Here is a 12,779-nt window from a genome sequence, read left to right as displayed (position 1 = left end):
CGAGCTCGTGAGGAGGGGGCCACGGTCCGACCGAACGGGGTCGGCACTTTGGATCCACACGAGATGATGCGACGGGCGCTTCAGGAAGGGGGCGTCCATCGCGTTCGGATATCGGAACCTGGCCGCCGGCTCGTTGTCGACTCTGTCGGACCGTACCTACGATATCCTATCGTGACCGCTTTCGTGGCACGTCGAGACGATGGGGAGATAGTCGAACTAGTAGCTTTTCGTGATGAAAGCGTCGACGTTATCGAAACTGCTCTAGCGGTGGAACACTGGGAAAAAGGCCGTGACATTCTTGTGGACGCGAACCTAAAACCGCTGGAAGATTTGTACGGAGTCGAAGCGGACAAGGAGGAAGTAGACCGGGTAGTGTACGCTAAAGTTCACCCGGAACTGCACAGACTGTTGGGATCCGAGTGGCTCAGCGTACGCTTCTTCGGTCCGACCGCGGAGATGGGATCAGGCGACGTACCTACGCTGGTGACACGAGGGTTGGGAGCACACATAGTCTCGGAACTACTCGGCAAGGAACCCGCGTTCATAGACGACGGCGAGAAGGCTCATCGGCCCTACCAGGAGGTACCACCGGAGCGCGTAGAATTGGTCCTCGCGGAGCTGACCGCACGAGGGTATGGAATCGTGTTCACTAAGCCCGCCGTCGAGGTCCTCTACACGCTCTGTCGTGAGGAATACGCGTCCCCAGATCGTGTAGAGTGGGTGTACCGGACACAGCGATCCTGGTGTGAGCGCCCGGAAAGCTGGCCCAGGCGATCCATCGCGGAACGAAACCTAGAAGCGCTCGAGTATGGGTTAAAACTACTCCGAAATGTCTAAACTCCACGGTACAGCCGCGCTCCCAGCTCCTCCGGCAGACCACGTTCTTCGATCTCGCGGGCGGTCCGATCGACGTTGTAAGCCACCCTGTGTACGTCCCAAGAGACTACTCTGCCGTCCGAGACTTCGAGGATACCGAACGCCGCCCGAGGATCACCATCCCTGGGCTGGCCTACGCTACCGGGGTTGAGGACGTAAGAACCGTTAACATCGTCGTACATGGGTACGTGTGTGTGACCCGTGATGAGTACGTCTGTACCGGCCTTATCGACCAGTTTCTCCAGCAGTCGTCTGGGAGTGTGAGGAAACACGTACTCCCAGATCGGATCCCTGGGACTCCCGTGTACCAGGAAGATCGAAACCCCCTCCACCTCGAACCGCTCGGTCTTCGGCAACTTTGCCAGAAAGTCCCGCTTATCCTCGTCTAGCTGGCGCCGAGTCCACTCCACGGCTATCCGAGCGGCAACGTTGAAGTAGGCGACATCTCCGGTGACGACGCCGTAGTCGTGGTTACCCATCACGCACCGGTCACACCGCTCGCGGACGATGTCCACGCACTCTACAGGTCGGGGACCGTAGCCCACGATATCGCCGCAGCACACCAACATGTCGGCCGACCGTACTTCCCGCAGCACCCGCTTTAGCGCCTCGAGGTTCGAGTGAACGTCCGATATCACAGCGATTTCCACCGTCATAGTCGTTCCACCTTCTTCCCTTTCTCCGATGGTATGACCCTCAACCTAGCCCGCTCGAACTCCCGATGAAGTTCCTTGCCCCCGTAGAGCCGGTCGAGAAAGACTGCGAGCGCGGCCACCTCGGAGTGGGGTTGATGTCCTATGGCGATGTTGTAATCCGAAAGCTCGAAGACTTCGGCAGGAACCTTACCGGCACCCACGATCACGAGCAGTTCGTTCTCCTCTCGCAACTCTTCGATCACGTCGTCTACGTGCAAACCGTACATCGTGAGGTGGACCACGGATCCTCCAGAGTGTTTCCAATCTTTGATCACACGTCTCCAATTCTTTACCCACTGCACGGTGAAGGGGCCGCCCCATCGATCGACGACGTCCTCGACGGACTCGATCACCGATTCATCATGGTCACCCGAGATCAGCACACTGGCAGCTCCGAACGCCCGAGCCGTCAAACATACGTGCGTCGTGATCCGCTTGTCCCGCTCGCGCCGGTGTCCTAGCCTGAGAACTACCGTCCTCGGTTCAAGTTCCAACCTTTCAGCCCCTTTCGAAATTTATTCATCACCATGACCACTCACCACAGGGGCCTAGGATGCTTCCGATACTGTTCACGTTACTGCTGCTCGCTGGTTCTTCTCAGGCGGAGGAGCTGGGCCCTGCGGACGTCCCGGGTCCCGAGACCGCTCCCAGTCCACCGGCTCTCGCCCTCCAGTCGGATCACGCGTTGGTAGCTTGGAAATCCAGAAAGGGACTCGGCATAGCGGTGGCGAAAGCCGACGATAGGGTACTAGTCAAGACCTGGATCAGGGCACCCGTAGCCGGCTATCCGGCTACGGCTCCGTGGCGTGGGGAACGTGATCTGGCAACGTTCGTGTTGACCGTACCGCTCATGACACCGGAAGGGCCCAGAATCGACGTCGATCTCGTCGAGTACAAGGACAACGTTTGCGCCGTACTGTGGACTGGACTGAGTGTCCGAGGCGACGCGGCTGTGCCGGTCCGGGTAGACGATTCCACCTTCGTGCTCGTATACCGGTGCGATGGGAAGCTGCGAGTGAGGGTGTTCGGAAACGTCGACGGCGTTTGGAGATGGATCACGGACGAGCAAGGTCAGCCCGTGGAGCTCGAGTTGTTCACCCCGGGCCCCGTCGAGAGGTTCTCCGTTTCGGTAGCCGGACGTCCTGTGACCACGTATCTCCTCGTGGCGTACGAGACTCCGGTGGGAACCGAAGTCGTAGCTGTTAACTTACCCGATCCCGCCCACCCGACGATCGACGGTGCTCCGATCACCGTCCCGGGGACAAGACCCGTTCTCTTGGACAACGTTCTAGCGTACGTCGGCACCGATGGTATACACGCAGCGCTATTGGTTAGAGGGACGACGTGGAAGGTAGCATCGGACGTGAAGGTCGCTGACGTTACCGACGTTCTGCCCGCGATCGTCTCGTACGGTATTAATCGATACCTGATCGTGTACGGAGGGTCCGAGTTGCGTGCCGCCGAGGTGAGGGTTGAAGGAACGAGGCTGGAGGTCGTGAGGGAAGGCACGCTAATAAAGAAGCCAGGTTATTCGCCGACCGGAGTCGGGGTGGTGAGGACTACAGAACGTTCCCTAGAGGTCGCTGGGGTCATACTCGCCTTCTATGCGAGGGACGGTGAACCCACGGTCCACGTCGAGTACTCCGAAGGGCTCGGTAGACCTACACAGCATCGACGCAGGCCCGTTTGGATCGTCTCGTTGCTTCTCGCTGCATCGATAGGGGCCTACGTAGGCCTCAAGCTTCCGGTGTACGGGCAGTTCCTATGGCTCATAATCTCTCGAGCACGTCGCGAAGTTCCGAAACACGATCCGTAACGAACCGGCGTAACCTCATCCCTGGTGGGGCCTCCGAGGAATACCATTCGAGCGTCGACTCGACGGCGTCGATGACATCCCGTTCCGGTAGTCTGGTGACTCTATAACCTCCGACCAGGAGTTCCCACTCGTCCTCACTTACCGCTACCAGGCCCAGATCGTTCTCACTCGGCCGCGTGCAGCCACGAGGGCAACCCGAGACGGCGATCTTGACCTTGGCCGGCACCCACACGTCCACGAACTCTTCATGCAACTTCTGAGCCAATGGTACGGGGTCCATGAGTGCGTTGGCGCATGTCCTGATGCCCGGACAGCAGGTCACTTGACGAACGCGAGGACCTGTTGATCCGGGTTCCAAGCCGAGCTTCCTGAGATTACGCAGGAGATCGTCTAACTTCGACGGCGGTACTTCAGGAATCTCCAGACCCTGTCGCACCGTGATATGCACTTCACCGCTCGCGTACCGTTCCGCGAGCTCCGCCACAGTTCTCAGTATCTCGGTTTTGATAAATCCCGGCGGAAGTGCCAGCCTCACCACGTACGTGCCGTCAGGGGATTGAATCACTCCGGGTCGGACCTCGGAACATCCGCACGCTCCAAGGCATCCTTTACCGCCTCGTACCATTCGTCAAGCGCCCTAAGGACTATTTTCCTCGCTTCCTCAAAAGGTACCGCCTCGTATACGTACACGAACCCACCGCGCGGCCGGGTTTCCTTGCGACGCGTGACCAGACCAGCATATACCAGACTTTTCAGTGCTTTTTGGACCGTCGTACGGTCGCGATCGAGTTCCTCCGCGAGGTCGTACACCGTAGCTTCGCCGTGCTCGAGCAGCGCGAAGTACGTGTCCACCTCGACGTCACGCAGTCCTAGCACGCATTTAAGTACGTCACGAACCGTGACGTTAAGACTTCGGACAGTGACGACGGGCACGTCCGCGAGCATTCGATAACCCCACCAGCTCAAGCCTAGTCGGAATGTATATATAGATCCGGCCTCACGTGAATGTGCGGAATGCTGTCACATCAGAGCACGGGGGGCACTACTTGGCAAAATTCGAGTGGAAACTGGCCGACGAAGTCGTCGAACCAGGCGCCTGCGCCTTCTGTGGCACTTGTGTCGCGATCTGCCCGGGTGGAATAATCGAGCTAACGGATGAGGGCCCACGACTCACCGAGGAGTGCGCCCGAAAGGGAACGGGTAATTGCCACGCCGTATGTCCACGTGTCGATACAGCGGCTTACCACCTCGGTCTACGTATCGCCGGCCGCGACTACGAACCTCTCACGGGCGGTTATCGGCGTGCGGTGGGAGCGGTCGCCGTTGATCCCAACCTCCGAGAGCTCGGTCAAGATGGAGGCGCCGTTACGGCACTAGCCCGATACGCCCTCGAGGAAGGTCTTGCCGACGCCATCGTCGGAGTAACCGCCGGCTCCGCTTGGAAGCCATGCGTTACCGTCGTAGAGGATCCCGAAAAGGTGAAGGACCTAGCCGGGTCCAAGTACACGCGCGTTGGACTCGTCGAAGCCTTGGCTGAAGCCGCGGATCGCGGTATCGAGCACGTACTCGCAGTAGGCCTTCCTTGCCAAGTAAACGGACTCGCCAAGATTCGACACTTCGAGGTCGTGGCTAAAGGCGCACGGGCCCTGCGCAACATCGACGGAAGTCCAGCCGAGAAGCTCCCCGAAGTCGTCGCTACTATCGGACTGTTCTGTACCAAGAACTTCGAGTACGGACACCTCGTGAAGCTCTTAAGGGAGAAAGGTGTCGACATCGAGGAGGTTAAGCGGTTCGAGGTCACTTCAGGTAAGCTCCGCGTCGAGTTATCGGGCGATGAGACAAGGGAATACGATGTGAAGGAATTCGAGGACGCCGTCCCCGAAGGCTGCCGTATCTGCAACGACTTCACCGCGAGACTGGCCGACATCTCCGCTGGTTCCGTAGGAAGCCCCAAAGGAGTCACTACTCTCCTAATCCGCAGCGAGGTCGGTGAAGAGCTCGTTAAAGGTGCCGTCGAGTCGGGATACCTACGGCTCCGAGATGCGATCGACGAGTCGGAAGTGCGAAGGCTCGCGAAGCTCAAGTGTGACTGGTCCATGAAGGAAGCGAAAAGCCGGCTGGAAGAGGGACGGAAAGTCCCACCGTTTTGGGTAGGAGATTACGGAGGCGTTATCACCCGTGCGGACGGTACCTTAGCGGTCCGACTAAAGGTCGGCCCCGGCGGCTGGGTCGATGACCCCGACGTCTTCCGGACGATCTCTGGGCTACTAGAGAAAGGTTACAGGGCCAAGTTCACCGACCGACAGCAGCTCGAGATCCACGGTATCCCCACTACGGAGATACCCGAAGTCGTGGAACGACTCCGAGAGGCTGGACTGGATACGGGGTCCGAAGGCCCGCTCGTCCGAACTATCATGGCGTGCCCGGGGGAGGGTAACTGTTCCTCTGGTATCCTGAACACCGAAGAACTCGCCAAGAATCTGGAGGAAGAGCTCGCGGAAGAACCCACCCCGTACAAGTTCAAAATAGCATTATCCGGGTGCACGAACAGCTGCGTTCGACCTCAGCACCACGACCTCGGTTTCGCCGGCGCCGTGAGACCCGGAGTAGACCCGGAGAAGTGCACCGGATGCGGACAATGCGTGGATGCCTGTAAGGTCGACGCGATCCGGATCATAGCCGTCGGAGGACAGGCGGCTGTGGCGGACACTGATTACAAGCGTTGCGTCTACTGCGGTAAGTGCATCAAAGTCTGTCCGGAGGAGGCAAGGTACGCTGAAAAGGAGGGCGTCATCGTCTGGATCGGAGGTAAGGGAGGACGGGAACCCGTCGAAGGAGCCAGATTGGACGTTTTCGCCGACCCCGATAGCGTACCCGCGATAGCCCGCGCCGTGATCGAGAAGTATCGGGAACTGGCGGAGGAACCGCAGAAAGAGCGGTTGGCCGACACGATCCGCAAGCACGGGATTCGACCGTTTACCGAGACGATCCGGCAGGCCCTCTCCCACTGAATTCCTTTAAAGAGCTCCTTTAAAGGCTGGCTAAGCTCCGTGGAATTGTCCCAATATCCGAAACGTACCCGAGAGGATCACCGAGTAACACGCACTTCAAGCCCCAGGGCACGTAGTCTCCGGAGTAACCCCTCGAGTGACTCCTCGCTGGCGTACTCGACCTCGACTCGTACACGTTCGCCTCGACGCTCGGCCCACAGCGCTCGCAGGTTGCGGCCGAGAGCGTCCACTACGGCTGCGACGTCCTCGGGGTCCACACCTGTGCGCACTTCTAGGACGGTGACCTTACCGTCGAAATGTGCGAGTTCTTTGGGGTTCCTAGGGAGGATTTTGTAACGGTCTCGTGGTAGTTCACGATTATCTAAGCGGATCGTATCCTGATCACCCGTAACCTCGCTCTCGAGAGCCTCGTTCGTGTACACGTCGAGGAGGATGGCCTCGATCCCGTCTTGGAGGATTCTGAATTCGTCGGACAGGTACGACAGGAGCTTGTCAGTACGACGCTGACAGGCTTCGAGATCGAGTTCTCGTGCGAGTCTCTCCCGGCTCTCTGCTATGTACTCGGTGAGGGCGTTATGGTCGTGGGCGAGCTCGTGGAAGCGTCTGAGGGCGCGGAGGAGCTCTTCACGGGCTTCATCACCATAGGGATTGAAGGCCTGAATCTCAGCGTAAAGACGTGGGTCCTGCCCTGCGATACGGCCCACGACATCCATGAGTAGGCGATACACGGGACTGGCGACCTCCTCGATGTCGAGCTCGAGACTCGGAAGGAGGTGGCCTATGGCGGCGCCTGCGGCGAGGAGGACAGCATGGGTAAGGCACTGAACGACGGCCATAGTGCGATCGTGTTCCTCCGGAGTGGTCTCAACGACTCGAGCGCCTTTCCGCTCGAGATAGCGACGAACGCGGCGGATCCAAGGACCACTACGCTCCGTGGGCGTAAGGATGACGGTCTGACCGCGGAGACTGGGAACCGTAGGGCCGAAGAGGGGATGAGTTCCGAGGACGTACACACCCTCGGGAGCGTGCTCGAGCATGGCGCGAACGGGACGAACCTTGACGGAGGTCACGTCGGTGAGGAGGGAACCCTCGGGAACGTGTGGTGCGACTTCACGGATGACGTCTTCAGTTACGGAGATGGGGACGGAGATTACCACAACGTCGGCGTCTTTGGCGGCATCGACGTTGGTCGGGGCTGCTTCGACGTCGAGCTCGCGGGCGACGCGTTCGGCGGTGTGTGGGTTAGAGCCGGTGATAACCACCTCGTGACCATCGTCACGGAGCTCACGTGCGATAAGACGGCCCATGGATCCGGTACCACCGAGGATCGCGATCTTCATCCTGTACACCCCTGAGCACCGCGAAGGAACCGGATTATCCGGAGAACCTTACGCTCATCCTCTCGAATGTTGTAGAGGGCCTCGTGGAACACACCGTCCGTGAGAGGGACTGGGCGACTAAGGGTCGTGAAGGCGGTGAGCTGAAGCTGGAAGGCGCGGTCGCCGGCTTCGGTCTCGAGCTGCTCGCCCGGTCGGAGGAGGGGAATCTTGTCCTCGGGAAGCTCGGTAACGAGGCGGCCGAGTTCGGTGCCTGGGATAGGCTCGGCGAGGTTGATGAACACGTCGTCGAGGTTCAGCTCGGCGAGTAGCTCCTCGGTGGCTTCAAGATCGTCCTCGGTCTCGCCAGGATAACCGACGATGAACGAACCGGCGACACGAACACCGACTGTCCGGGCAAGTTCAACGGACTCGCGAACTTCATCGACGGTGATGCCCTTACGCATGGCACGGAGGATCCTATCACTACCGCTCTCGATTCCGAGGAAGATCCAACCGATCGTGTAATCGCGGATAGCCTCGAGAAGGCGCTCGTTCAGGAGATCGGCGCGAACGTCGGGGGCGGAAACGTTCTCTCGACCGAGGAGGTCCGCGAGGCGTTTGAGGAGCTCGATGAAATCTTCCTCGTCGTCGCCGTAAGTCGTGACGGTTCCCCCGGAGATCGCGAAGCGGCGGGCACCACCTCGCGTAAGCTCCCTAACTTCCTCGAGGACCGCCTCTATGGGTTTCCAACGGACACGGCGTCCGAAAAACTCTGGAACCTGACAGAAGGTACACGCACCTGGGCAGCCACGATGCGTCTCTATGTACACGTTCGCTCCGCGGATGTCTTGCCGACCGAGGTCGCGCGGAACCTTGAGTGGGCTAGGTCCATCTAGATCGGCGGGCGGTGGCCAGCCAGTGTCGACGATTTCACCGTCCCTCAGGAGCGCGATTCCCTCAACGTCTTCGAGGTCTCCTCCGTCCTCCAAGGTCTGAAGGAGCGGAGGGAGCCCCGTCTCCGCCTCACCTTTAGCCACGATCGCGTTGGGAAACCTCTTTAGAACGAGCTCCGGAACTTGAGAAACTGGCCCACCGACGATCAGGGGTTTACCGAACTCGTGGGCCTGGCGGGCTATCTCCAGAATATTCTCATCGAGGAGGTGTAGGGTACTGTGGAGGGATAGTATCAGCACGTCCGCCCGTTTGAGGATCCCAGGATTGGGTGAACGTCGAAGTATAGTGCTATGACCGTGTTCCTCACAAACTCCAGCGACTACCATGGCTCCGTAGGTGTAATACTCTGGGGAGATAACCAGGATCCTCATCGTTCGCCCCTCACCTCCCGGACGTAGACGGTATGGCCCATGTCGGACTGGTCCATCTCGCGGAGGCGGTCGAGTCCTTCCACAACACGGCCGATGACGTTCGTACCTTCGAAGGTCTCGCCCGTAGGACCGTATTCCTCGCTGTCCTCGAGCCGAACTCCAATGAGACCCGCGTGAGGTTTAGCCTGGTTCGTGACCCCAAGGACGCCGGCCTCAACTCTATCCTTCGGATTGTTCTCGGGTGGAAGCTTCTTTCCGAGCTTTTCGTCCCCTTCGAACACGATCATTCCCAAGTCTGCGTAGGCGAAATGAACTTTGAGACGACCTACCGGTCTATCCAACATCTTCGCGACGCGCCTGAAGTACTCGACGGAGCGGGGAGCGTTGTCCTCGTAGAGCTCTATTTCGATAACTTCGTCCTCAGGGGCCACTTCGACCCGGGCTTTCCTCTCCTTGAGTACGTTCAGAGTCTCCCTAGGCTCCTGATCGACCACCACGTCGCCATCACCGTTCACTTCGAGCTCGACGTCGAACTCTTCCGCCAGCTTCCTGGCCTCATCAACGGTCAGCCCGACGAAGTTCACTCGGGGAGGATCGGTTTCCACTAGGACTCGATCGCCCTCGGTCACCACGTCGAGGAGCTCCATTCCACGGCGAACCCTACCTACGACGTTGTGGCTCTCGACGGGAGTCCGGTCACGTCGGTACACGTATATGACGCCTTCGTCGACACCTCGATTGCGTACGGTTACGACGCCGCGTTCACGCATGTCGACGTTCTCCTCGGGCAAATCGTAGAACCGACGTGGCTCGATCGATGTGAACGTATCCGTTCTGAACTTAATCCGAAACCGACCTTCTTCCATCTCCAGCGTGTTGAGCAGGTGCTCGGCACTGACCGGTGCGTTTTCCTCGAGTTCTATCTCCACCCTGGTAATAATCCGGTCACCGGCCTCGAGTCCGTCGTCAAGAGTGACTTTTGAGACGACACGTTCGGTGACGCGCTCAACAACGGGCTCCACGTGTGTCACGCGCTCCCCACCACAGAGCTCATCGACCAGCTCCCGACCAGCCGTTATACGGCCCTGAATGTCGGTACAGATGTACTCGACAGCCATCCGGCGTTTGGTGATCAGGAAGTAGGCTTCGGAGGGATCGTTGGTTGGTAAGATCATGATCGTCGTATACGGAGGAACTTCGACACCCCGACGCGTGTGGAACTCGAGATCGGAAATGTCCACCGGACCCAATCCAACCTCGTCACGAGTCGTCCAAGAGACGGAGATTCCAGGCAATTCCTCACAAACCTCGCTCATTCGCTCGTCTTCGACGGCCACCGTTATCGGAAGTTCTTCGTCGCCTGTCTCGAGCATGATCCGAATCCTATCGGTCTCGCGCTCGACCTTCTGTTCACCTTTGAAGACGGCGATCGTGACGTCTTCGGGCACACTGACCCCCGCTACCTCGAGCGCATCGCGAACAGTCGCCTCCTCTGGTACATCAACCGGTTCCCCGTCGACGTATACCCTCAACGCGGAGACACCCCTAGGATTCTGTCCTCTCGAAAGTCGAACACACGAGCACTTTCGTCACCTTCGGTCACCTTGACAACACCGTCCTCCGTCACCTCGCCGATCACCGACACTTCCAGCCCGGCATCTGACAACACATGCTTGATCGCACGGACATCACGATCACTGTCCACCGCGTACACGAAACCCATTCCGGGATACATTTTCAACCACGTGGCCATGTCTACGTCTTCAGGTTTTGGGATGTTGTCTAACCACACCTCAGCACCGAGACAACCACTGGCTTCGAGCATCATGGCGAGAGTTCCGACGAGGCCCGGGTTACTCACATCTTTACCAGCTTTTACGAGCCTAGAAGCTTCGGCTACAGCTTCCATTTGCCTCCTGAGGTAGTCAGGATCCTTCATCGTTGTCGTATCCCAATTAAGAGGATACTCCGGATAGGGCCGACCGTTGAGATCGATGACGAAGACTATCAAGTCACCCTCCTCAGCAGTAGAACTGAGCACGAGATGCTCTTCGTTGGTGATCCCCACTATCGCCGCATCTACTGCGGTGTAAGGAGTGTCCGGATGTGTGTGTCCTCCGAGGACCGGTGTGGAAAACTTCCACGCACCCTCACGCATTCCTTCGAGGATTTCACGACACACGTCGACGTCGGACGTCGAAAGCACGTTAACGAGGCCGACTGGCCGGCCACCCATCGCCAGCACGTCGTTCACGTTCACTAGGACCGCACAGTACCCTGCCCACCATGGGTCCCGATCGATTAGTTTACCCCAGATGCCATCTGCTGCGATCAGTAGTATATCGTCTCCTACCTTTACCGCCGCGGCGTCCTCGCCCACGTCCGCGATAACCTCTCCCTCGAATGTCACATCGAGCGGCTCTAAAAGACCTTCCACCACGGTCTTCACGGGATACTTCCGGGTAACACCCTCGAAGGACCGAAGCTCGCGGGCGAGTTCCCGGAGGTTCAAGGCCGAACCCCCACCGATGACGAGAAGTCGCGGGTCCGAGTGGTGAGGAACCCAGCTCACGCTGAGGTCTCTTTCGCCTTGTGGTACACGCACTTGAGAACCTCTTTTACGCACTCTTTCACCTCTTCGACGAGATCCCCAGCTGTCACGGGGGGATCGAGCACCTTCACCTCTCGGCCGCGAAAGAATCGCTCTCGAACCAATTCCCCGGCATCGTCGTCCCGCTCACACACAAGTAGAGCCATTAGGTTCTCGGAGCCGCGCAGGGATTCGCGCGTATCGTCACGAACCCACCCGTCCGGGTCGAGATCGACGATCCCTATCACCCAGACTCCCAGCCGATCACCTAGCTCCGCACACACGCAAGTCGTATCGTCACCGACGGAGACGACAGCATCCGATCGACGCATATCCTCGACCTTACGCTCTGCGTCGTGGTCGATGAGTAGAATCCGGCGGATCCTTGCGGGTCCATTCTTCACCCTCCTACGCTTCGGCTCAGTCCTCCTAAGTCTGCGGTCCGTTTTCACTACCACGCGCTCGGGATCCACCTGGCCGAGGCGCTCTACGCCTTCCGGCTTGATCCTACCGCCACGGATCTCCACCAAGTACCCACTATCATCGAACACCAGCTCTACGTTCCGGGACTCGGCGACGCCTACGGTGATTCCGTTCACTAGAATGAGATCACCTGGCTCGACACAGGCGATCCTACGGGATCTTTCAGTCTCGCCACCTTTATCGGTCCGAACCGTCCTAACCTCGGTGATCTCCAGCCCCAAATCCTTCTGGAGGTGCTCAGCCACCTTCCGCTCCACGTCGTCGGGGTTCCATAGGACAATACCACCGTCGGGTTCGCCCGGGCGCTCTACCTGTACTAGCGAGTCGACGCCTTCGGCCCTGGAGAGTACCTGTTCCGCGAAAGCGAGACCGCTTTCTCGACTTTTGCCGTGGTTCGTGAGGACTAGAACGTCGGCCCACTCGTTCAGATCGGACAAGCACTCGCTCGGTAGCTTCCGATCGAACTCCACTACGGAGTCTAGCCCCGCATCTAAGAGCGCCACGTAACCGGTGGTACCTCCGAGCTTAGCACGGACCTCACCTAGCCTTTCCAGGGAGTGAAGGATACGCTCTGTCCATCCCGTGTCGATAACCGTGGGACCGTGGATCACGAGCCCTACTCGGATCTCGGAGACCCCCTTCGTTATCTCACTCGAAACGATGG

General features: G+C 59.0%; 12 protein-coding genes. 3 read left to right on the top strand and 9 right to left on the bottom strand.

What is annotated here, in order from left to right:
• The first annotated feature begins 48 nt into the window (after window positions 1-48).
• The gene (locus BW919_RS05015) at window positions 49-837 is read left to right on the top strand and encodes a hypothetical protein (protein ID WP_088335944.1); all 789 of its coding nucleotides are present in this window, start codon (window positions 49-51) and stop codon (window positions 835-837) included.
• Here BW919_RS05015 and BW919_RS05010 read toward each other — a convergent pair.
• Complete coding sequence (locus BW919_RS05010) at window positions 834-1,532, bottom strand: metallophosphoesterase (protein WP_088335943.1); 699 nt, start codon at window positions 1,530-1,532, stop codon at window positions 834-836. The genes BW919_RS05015 and BW919_RS05010 overlap by 4 nt on opposite strands.
• Entirely contained in the window at window positions 1,529-2,065 is a 537-nt protein-coding gene (locus tag BW919_RS05005) for a tRNA (cytidine(56)-2'-O)-methyltransferase (RefSeq protein ID WP_088335942.1), read from the bottom strand. The genes BW919_RS05010 and BW919_RS05005 overlap by 4 nt, the downstream gene beginning before the upstream one ends.
• A gap of 59 nt (window positions 2,066-2,124) precedes the next feature.
• Here BW919_RS05005 and BW919_RS05000 point away from each other — a divergent pair, with 59 nt between their 5' ends.
• A complete protein-coding gene (locus tag BW919_RS05000) occupies window positions 2,125-3,387 on the top strand; it encodes a hypothetical protein (protein ID WP_088335941.1) in 1,263 nt (420 codons plus the stop codon).
• Here the strand turns inward: BW919_RS05000 and BW919_RS04995 are convergent.
• Together BW919_RS04995 and BW919_RS04990 are read right to left on the bottom strand one after the other, a co-directional pair.
• On the bottom strand, window positions 3,341-4,012 hold the full coding sequence (locus BW919_RS04995) for a hypothetical protein (protein ID WP_088335940.1): 672 nt from the start codon (window positions 4,010-4,012) through the stop codon (window positions 3,341-3,343). The genes BW919_RS05000 and BW919_RS04995 overlap by 47 nt on opposite strands.
• On the bottom strand, window positions 3,949-4,332 hold the full coding sequence (locus tag BW919_RS04990) for a helix-turn-helix domain-containing protein (RefSeq protein ID WP_088335939.1): 384 nt from the start codon (window positions 4,330-4,332) through the stop codon (window positions 3,949-3,951). Before BW919_RS04990 ends, BW919_RS04995 begins: the two co-directional genes overlap by 64 nt.
• 101 nt (window positions 4,333-4,433) lie before the next feature.
• Here BW919_RS04990 and BW919_RS04985 point away from each other — a divergent pair, with 101 nt between their 5' ends.
• Window positions 4,434-6,398: a Coenzyme F420 hydrogenase/dehydrogenase, beta subunit C-terminal domain gene (locus BW919_RS04985; RefSeq protein WP_157666073.1), complete on the top strand. Its 1,965-nt coding sequence runs from the start codon at window positions 4,434-4,436 to the stop codon at window positions 6,396-6,398.
• Window positions 6,399-6,475: 77 nt separating this feature from the next.
• On the opposite strand, the gene BW919_RS04980 is transcribed toward BW919_RS04985, so the two are convergent.
• From BW919_RS04980 to BW919_RS04960, 5 genes are read right to left on the bottom strand one after another with little or no spacing between them, the layout of a single operon-like run.
• On the bottom strand, window positions 6,476-7,738 hold the full coding sequence (locus tag BW919_RS04980; RefSeq protein WP_088335937.1) for a prephenate dehydrogenase: 1,263 nt from the start codon (window positions 7,736-7,738) through the stop codon (window positions 6,476-6,478).
• Window positions 7,735-9,042, bottom strand: a complete 1,308-nt coding sequence (locus BW919_RS04975; protein ID WP_088335936.1) for a methyl-coenzyme M reductase glutamine C-methyltransferase — start codon at window positions 9,040-9,042, stop codon at window positions 7,735-7,737. The genes BW919_RS04980 and BW919_RS04975 overlap by 4 nt, the downstream gene beginning before the upstream one ends.
• Window positions 9,039-10,574 (bottom strand): methanogenesis marker 3 protein, encoded by a 1,536-nt coding sequence (locus BW919_RS04970; protein ID WP_088335935.1) that lies wholly within the window; start codon window positions 10,572-10,574, stop codon window positions 9,039-9,041. The genes BW919_RS04975 and BW919_RS04970 overlap by 4 nt, the downstream gene beginning before the upstream one ends.
• Window positions 10,571-11,554, bottom strand: coding sequence for a methanogenesis marker 2 protein (locus BW919_RS04965; RefSeq protein ID WP_157666072.1), 984 nt, complete (start codon window positions 11,552-11,554; stop codon window positions 10,571-10,573). Before BW919_RS04965 ends, BW919_RS04970 begins: the two co-directional genes overlap by 4 nt.
• 56 nt (window positions 11,555-11,610) lie before the next feature.
• Window positions 11,611-12,726, bottom strand: a complete 1,116-nt coding sequence (locus BW919_RS04960) for a DUF2117 domain-containing protein (RefSeq protein ID WP_157666071.1) — start codon at window positions 12,724-12,726, stop codon at window positions 11,611-11,613.
• Window positions 12,727-12,779: the final 53 nt, after the last annotated feature.

The organism is Methanopyrus sp. KOL6 (assembly GCF_002201915.1).
Lineage (GTDB): Archaea > JAADCQ01 > Methanopyri > Methanopyrales > Methanopyraceae > Methanopyrus.
This window is presented reverse-complemented; position numbering and strand designations above follow the sequence as displayed.

What these genes read in the sequence shown, in the direction of transcription:
- BW919_RS04995 (WP_088335940.1), bottom strand. Translation starts at nt 4,012, where the DNA reads ATGGTACGAGGCGGTAAAGGATGCCTTGGAGCGTGCGGATGTTCCGAG.
- BW919_RS04990 (WP_088335939.1), bottom strand. Translation starts at nt 4,332, where the DNA reads ATGCTCGCGGACGTGCCCGTCGTCACTGTCCGAAGTCTTAACGTCACG.
- BW919_RS05010 (WP_088335943.1), bottom strand. Translation starts at nt 1,532, where the DNA reads ATGACGGTGGAAATCGCTGTGATATCGGACGTTCACTCGAACCTCGAG.
- BW919_RS05000 (WP_088335941.1), top strand. Translation starts at nt 2,125, where the DNA reads ATGCTTCCGATACTGTTCACGTTACTGCTGCTCGCTGGTTCTTCTCAG.
- BW919_RS04975 (WP_088335936.1), bottom strand. Translation starts at nt 9,042, where the DNA reads ATGAGGATCCTGGTTATCTCCCCAGAGTATTACACCTACGGAGCCATG.
- BW919_RS04980 (WP_088335937.1), bottom strand. Translation starts at nt 7,738, where the DNA reads ATGAAGATCGCGATCCTCGGTGGTACCGGATCCATGGGCCGTCTTATC.